Source organism: Lactobacillus leichmannii (genome assembly GCF_024701915.1).
GTDB lineage: Bacteria > Bacillota > Bacilli > Lactobacillales > Lactobacillaceae > Lactobacillus > Lactobacillus delbrueckii.
In genome coordinates this window covers 1-6,215 of record NZ_QOCY01000041.1, presented here as the reverse complement: position 1 = coordinate 6,215, position 6,215 = coordinate 1, and the positions used below count along the sequence as shown (strand labels likewise).

Sequence of the window (6,215 nt, the reverse complement as noted above, 5' to 3'; positions counted from 1 at the left end):
CCACTTATTTCCCTGACTAGCATAACGATTACGATACTGAACATGATCTTTGCCATAATATTCTAGCTTGTTATTACTGTAGTGTCGTAGACCAGTGATAGGTTGTCCATCATTTACTTGGCTAATAGAACCAGAGGCAGCACTAGTTGTGTGAGCTTTCGCCTCATGGCTTTTGTTATTACTGGAGCTTACTTTTTGGCCCGTTTGGTTGGCGGCACTCGAAACAGCCTCGGTAGTAGCGCTTGAGGTAGCAGTTACTGCTTGACTAGTGTTTGAGTTGGCAGTTTCGCTGTCCGCTTGACTGAGGATACTCGAAGCAGCCTTGGTGGTTGTACTTGAGGTAGCGGTTGCTGCTTGGCCCTGATTTTGGGCAGAAGAAGAGGCAGCCGTCGATTCCGTGGTGGTTTCTTGACTGCCGTTGTCAGTTGCCGCGGGAGTTTCTGCAGTCTTGCCTGCATCTGCATTGGCATTATTGTCTTCTGTCTGCTCGGTACTTTCCGTGCCGGCAGCTTTTCTCGCTGTATTCGTCTGCGTCTGGGCTGCTTGCTCGCTAGCAGTCGTGGTATCAGCCTTTACTTGGCTGCCCGCGCCACTAGCCCAGAACATAGTCGCCCCAAGAAGCACAGACGTCATACCTACGCTAATCTTTCTTAAGGACCATCTTTGCTTTTCGCTAGATGGTTCATTCATCATTTTCTTTCTTGAATTCATATCCTAATGCGTCTCCTAATTTTTCCTGAGAAGTTATTTGCGTATACTAATACACTGTAATTATATAACTGGCATTTCTTTATTATTCAAAAACAGAAAGGAGTCCTTACAATGTTGAATCCCAACTACAGACTAAACCTTATAGTCACCGTTTGCAAGTAGAGTTTAGAACTTTGTCGAAAATCTGCAAGAAACTTTATTACAAGTACGCCCCATCTCGGTTAACTCACCGCCGCAATGCCAATCTGGTAAAGGTTCCAGACTACGAGATCATTGCATTACTTGTCTGGCAAGCTGAGGAAGGTATATCTTCTCAGCGCAGATTTGCCCGTTGCTAGGGACTTTGTGGTCTTTCTAGGCCTCGTTTTAAGCGCAGGGCTAGGGCGCTTCTTGGCATCACTGCTCAGATCGTCAACGATCTGAACTCAAGAGTCGATCTGTTTGATCAGTATATGATCATTGACAGTCTACCCATGCCTTTGTGTCAGCCAATCAGAAACCGCAGAGCTAAGGTGTTTGAAGGGACAGCCAACATTGGCTATAACTCAACCAAAAAGTTTTACTACTACGGTTTTAAAGGCCATTTTGCCGTATCTCAGGACGGGTATGTTCTTGGCTATGTAATCACCAAGGCATCAATCCACGATGCAAAAGAAGCAGAAGAGCTGATTCTCAGTCCCCGTCCCGAAGGGCACTTTATCTTAGGCGATGAAGGTTATATAGGCAAACTACTGCACGATACCCTCAAGATAGACGGTTATATACTGTGGACACCTTATCGGAAAAATATGAAGGGTGCTAAGCAGCATAACAAAAGAGAGCTAATGGCGATTCGCAGAACAATCGAGAGTGTGTTTTCAGTACTAAAGTACTACGGAATTGAAAATATACTTGCAAGAAATGTAGATGGTTTCCAACAAACTGTCGAGATAATTGTATTAACTTACAATATCAGCTACATCCTACAGAGATATGGATTCAGATTCTTCAACTAGCACCACGCGTAGTTCTATATTACTTGTTACTAATTAGTAGCTCTTGATCAAGGACATAAGTCTTGTCATCGTCAGTCAAGCTCTGCTGGCTCTTGTCGGTTAATTCCCGGTAAAGCTCACTGGCTAAAGCGTAGTGAGTGCCGGTCCCTCGGTCAGTTACGGCTTCATCATGGCTGGTATAGCTGGTTGCGTTATAGATGTCGTCCTGCAAAACCGCAACAATCAGCAATTCAATTCTATACAAGGCAAAAAAACAGGGCTCTTCCACATCGCGTGAAAAAGTCCTGTTTACTTTTACATTAACAAGTAATATTAATTTTTTGACTAGAAATTCTACTTAAAGGCCTACTTGTACTTGATAACGACCTTGGTACCCACCTTCAGCTTGCCTGAAGTCCGTTGACCGTACAGCCAGCGGGCGTCACTCAGCGTCAGCCGGATGCAGCCGTGAGAGTCTGGCTTGGTCCCTTGCACAGTCAGGTGGGCCGTGCTGCCGACGCCGCCGTAGCCGTAGTGGTAGCCATTGTAGTAGACGCCAGAGCCATAGTTGTTGATTGGCACGCTGTGGAACAAGTAGTCACTGCCGTAGTAAGCCATGTAGTAACGGGCCCCTACGCCGTCTGAAGACATGAAGGACGGGCCATAAGCTGCCTTCAAGTAGAAGGTGCCACGCGGCGTGTCGCTTTGGTACTTGCCGTTAGTCATTTCAAAACGGCCGGCTGAAGAGTACATAGTGTAGATGACCTTCTTGCCGCTCATGACGTAAACCCGGTTGCCCAGGATGGAAACCCGGATCCAGACATTCTTGTACTTGGCCAGGTTCGGGTAAGCCCGCTTCTCACTTGACTGGAAGTAGTAAGCTCCAGTCTTGGCCCGCATGTCGGCAGGGTCATAGTAAGGAGCGTTGGCTGGCTTATGCAGAACCCGCTTGTAGCTGACCTTGACGGTAACATTCTTGGTCTTGCTGGTCACCGTCTTGGCCTTAACTTTAGTCGTGCTGCGCTTGTAGCCGCTTATTGCAGGAACCTTATAACTCTTCCAGCTCCCTTTTGACCACTTGCCATAGCTCTTCTTCGCCTTCTTGGAAGTCTTGGTTAATTTGCCATCAGTATAGGTTTTAGTCGTCGTGGTAGTGATCGTTACCGTTCTGGACAGCTTAACCTTTTGGGTGATGGTCTTGTTCTTGCCCGGCCGGTCCAGGATGATCTTCCGGGTCTTGGTAATGTATTGCTTCTTCTTGCTCTTCTTGACCGACTTCTTGGTCGTCACGACTGAAGACACTTTAACCGTAACATCAACCGTGTCAGTGGACTTGTCAGTGTAGGTTACTAAAACAGTCCCCTTGACCGTGCCGGCCTTGGCCGTGCTTGGTGCCTGCTTCCAGGTCACGCTGTGCACGTTCTTAAGGCTGGAAAGGTTGCTGATGGCTGACCTGGCCGTCAGGCTCTTGCCCACCTTGACCGTCAAGCCGGTCTTGGCTACAGGGCTGTTCTGGCTGGCATAACTGGTTACTTCCAGGTCGACTTCAACTTCGCTGGTCGTCCCGTCAGTATAAGTGATGACTACCGTTGCCTTCTGGCTGCCGGCAGCTGACACGTCTGGCGTGGTCTTCCAGCTGTAACCATGGACTTTCTTTACGTTCTTTAAATCATCCTTGTTGCTGATGGCGGCAGAAGCATTCGGCAGAGTGCCCACAGGCGTGGTCAGCTTCTGTCCTTTGGCTTCTTGATGGTTTAAGGCAGTTGACGTTTCTGACGTATCCGTTGTCGTGTTGGTTGACGTATTGGTCGTCTGCGCCGTGTCCGTGTCAGCCAAGACTGCTTGGCTGCCCAGGCCACTGGTCAGCAGGGTCAAAGCTGCCACTGAAAGCAGGGTAAGATACTTTGACTTTTTCATAATTCCCTCCGATATCTAACAGGTGCTCAGGCGCTTCATCAAGCGCGGCATATAAGCAGAAATTTGCGTTGGCCGCACCAGGTAGGAAGACTGGTAAAGGTCGTCCCCTGCCCTTGAGTGGCAGTAAACTGCTGCTAAAACGCTGGTCAGCTTGGGGCCAAACTGGCCAAGAAAAGCGGCAATAATTCCAGCTAAAGTATCGCCCATTCCGCCCGTAGCCATTCCGGGGTTGCCGGCTGAATTGCGGTAGATTTCACCTGTAAAAGCATATACTCGCGTTCGATGTGCCTTCAAGACTAGTATAACATTTTTCGTTTTGCCAGAGAACAAACGCGAAAGAGCCTCTTGGTTGGCCTGGTCTTCCTGGTCAGCAATCTTGATCCCGCTCAGCCTCTGCCACTCCATCTGGTGGGGAGTCAGAATGACCAGGCCGGCCTGGAGATTTCTCAGCAGGTCAGGCTTTTGGCTGAGCAAGTCTAAAGCGCTGGCGTCAAAAATAATAGTCTGGTCAGAACCTACATGCTGGCAGACTGCTTCTAAAATTTCCCAGGCTTTTTCCCCCAGGCCCAGGCCAGGCCCGCACAAAATTACATTAGACCGGGAAATCTGCTTAGCCAGATCTAAATTGTAGTCAAGCACGGCTGCTTCTGGCAGGCGGGCGTGGAGGGCGGCAAAATTGACCGGGTCGGTCGCTACCGTTGTCAGACCCGCCCCGGAGTAAACCGCAGCTTCGGCAGCCATACTGATGGCTCCGCCATACTGGTGATTTCCGCCAATTAGCAGAACCCGGCCGTAATTGCCCTTGTGGCTTTCAGCCGGCCGGGGGCGGACCACCTGCCGGGCTAAATCTTCATCAATGCTTTTCATCTTACTTGCTGCCAAAGATGCTCCGCCACAAACGGACGAAGAAGTTGGCCTCCTGGTTGTCCTGAGTTGCCACAGCTGGGGCAGTCACCGTCTTGCCGCTAAGAGATGGCAATTTACCGCTAGTTGCTGAGAACTTGTAGCTGGCCACCTTGCTCCCCTTCTTTACAGGGGCAGAAACAGTAGTCTTGGATAAAGAAGTCTGCAGCTTGCTGCCCTGCTTGGCCCAGATAGTCACCGTCTTGTCCAAAACAACCTTGCTGCTGGTTTCCTTGCCTTCTGGCACCTTGACCGTGTTGGCCCCGCTGATGCTGGACCCCTTCTTCAAGGTTACGGCCGTGTAGTTTTGGTAGACATAGTGCATCAATTTGGCCGTCTGCACGAAACGGGACGGGTCCTGGCTGTTTGCGTGCTTGGCGCCCAAAACCACAGTGATGATCCGGTGGCCGTTTTTCTTCACAGTCCCGGCAAAGCAGGCACCGGCCTTATCAGTCGTCCCGGTCTTCAAACCGTCAACTGGCAGGTCAGAGTAGTAGCTGCTCAGCCCCTTCAGCATCCAGTTCCAGTTGGTCATCTGGCTTTGCGTTGAACCGGATGAGAAGGTAGCGCTGGTAATTGAAGTCGTCTGCAAGACTTCCGGGAAGTCCTTTAAGAGCTTCTGGCAGACGATGGCCATATCAGTAGCTGACATCTCGTTTTCAACGTCCTTGCCCACGCCCGGGTAAGCGGCTGAGCCAAGGTTGCCATTAGCCAAGCCGCAGGCGTTGTAGATCTTGGCGTCCTTAATCCCCCAGCTGGTCAAAAGCTTCCGCATCTTTTTAACAAAAGTTACCTGGTCGCCACTGACAGCCTGGGCCAGGGTCATGGCTGCCCCGTTAGCGGATTCGATCAAAGTGGCCCGGTAAAGATCCTTGATCGTGTAAGCACGGCTGCTAGTTAATGGCACATTGGAATACTCAGTGTTCTGGCTGATCTTGGCAATCGCGGCCGTCGGTTTAGACGTGCTGGTCCAGGACAGCTTGCCCTGCTTGATGGCCTGCAGGGTCAGGTAAACCGTCACCAGCTTGGTCATGGAAGCAATCTGCCGCGGGGTCGTGGCATTCTTGGCATAAAGGATCTGCCCGCTATCGGCATCAACGGCAATCGCGGCCTTGACGTCCAGGTTCAGGTCCTGCTGCTGGTAGTTAGCGGTTGCCGCCGCAACCGGCGCGGCCTGCCAAGTACTTATTCCGGTCAGTAATAATCCACTGGCTGCCAGACTCAGCAGCGCCTTTTTGATCTTTTTTAACAAAATCGCTCCTCTTTTCAAAAAAATTACGAAAATTTTGAATTAGCACTTCCATTTTACCAAATTTTTGCTATTATTAAATATGTGCTGAGGCACGAGATGCCCACTTGGCGGAATTGGCAGACGCGCAGCGTTCAGGTCGCTGTTCTGGCAACAGAGTGAAGGTTCGACTCCTTTAGTGGGCATGAATGAATAGCTGGGACGTCCAGCATGGTAGTTTTAAGAGCTGACCTAAGGGTCGGCTCTTTTTTGCTTCTCCTGCCTTTTCAGCCTAGCAAAGCAATGGAAAACTGCTCCTAAGAAAAAAGTAAATTTTTTCTAAAAAAGCAAAAAGAAGATCTCCCTCAAAAAAGGAGATCTTCTTTTGATGTTACTAGTTATGCCGGCTCTTAGTGAGAAGCACCTGAAGTAGTGTCTGGTGCAGTTTCTGGAGTTGAAGCACTTGAAGTTGCTTGAACTTG

Annotated in this window: 5 protein-coding genes, 1 tRNA gene and 1 pseudogene; 2 read left to right on the top strand and 5 right to left on the bottom strand. The window is 49.8% G+C overall.

All coding sequences use genetic code 11. The features are described from left to right. Positions 1-711 (bottom strand): YSIRK-type signal peptide-containing protein (locus DS743_RS04370; protein ID WP_258945818.1); only part of this gene is annotated, 711 nt, incomplete at its 3' end. Between the two features lie 152 nt (positions 712-863). On the opposite strand from DS743_RS04370, the pseudogene DS743_RS04365 reads away from it, so the two are divergent. Next, a pseudogene (locus DS743_RS04365) lies at positions 864-1,706 on the top strand (IS982 family transposase). Positions 1,707-1,725: 19 nt separating this feature from the next. Here DS743_RS04365 and DS743_RS04360 read toward each other — a convergent pair. The 4 genes from DS743_RS04360 to DS743_RS04345 all read right to left on the bottom strand — a co-directional run bounded on the left by DS743_RS04360 (position 1,726) and on the right by DS743_RS04345 (position 5,757). Further along, entirely contained in the window at positions 1,726-1,950 is a 225-nt protein-coding gene (locus DS743_RS04360) for a hypothetical protein (protein WP_035175245.1), read from the bottom strand. Positions 1,951-2,051: 101 nt separating this feature from the next. Beyond that, the gene (locus DS743_RS04355; RefSeq protein WP_035184778.1) at positions 2,052-3,602 is read right to left on the bottom strand and encodes a Rib/alpha-like domain-containing protein; all 1,551 of its coding nucleotides are present in this window, start codon (positions 3,600-3,602) and stop codon (positions 2,052-2,054) included. Between the two features lie 15 nt (positions 3,603-3,617). Then, positions 3,618-4,469: an NAD(P)H-hydrate dehydratase gene (locus DS743_RS04350; protein ID WP_035184780.1), complete on the bottom strand. Its 852-nt coding sequence runs from the start codon at positions 4,467-4,469 to the stop codon at positions 3,618-3,620. 1 nt (position 4,470) lies between these two features. Beyond that, the gene (locus DS743_RS04345; RefSeq protein ID WP_003615677.1) at positions 4,471-5,757 is read right to left on the bottom strand and encodes a serine hydrolase; all 1,287 of its coding nucleotides are present in this window, start codon (positions 5,755-5,757) and stop codon (positions 4,471-4,473) included. Between the two features lie 98 nt (positions 5,758-5,855). On the opposite strand from DS743_RS04345, the gene DS743_RS04340 reads away from it, so the two are divergent. After that, a tRNA-Leu gene (locus tag DS743_RS04340) sits at positions 5,856-5,939 on the top strand. Positions 5,940-6,215 lie beyond the last annotated feature (276 nt).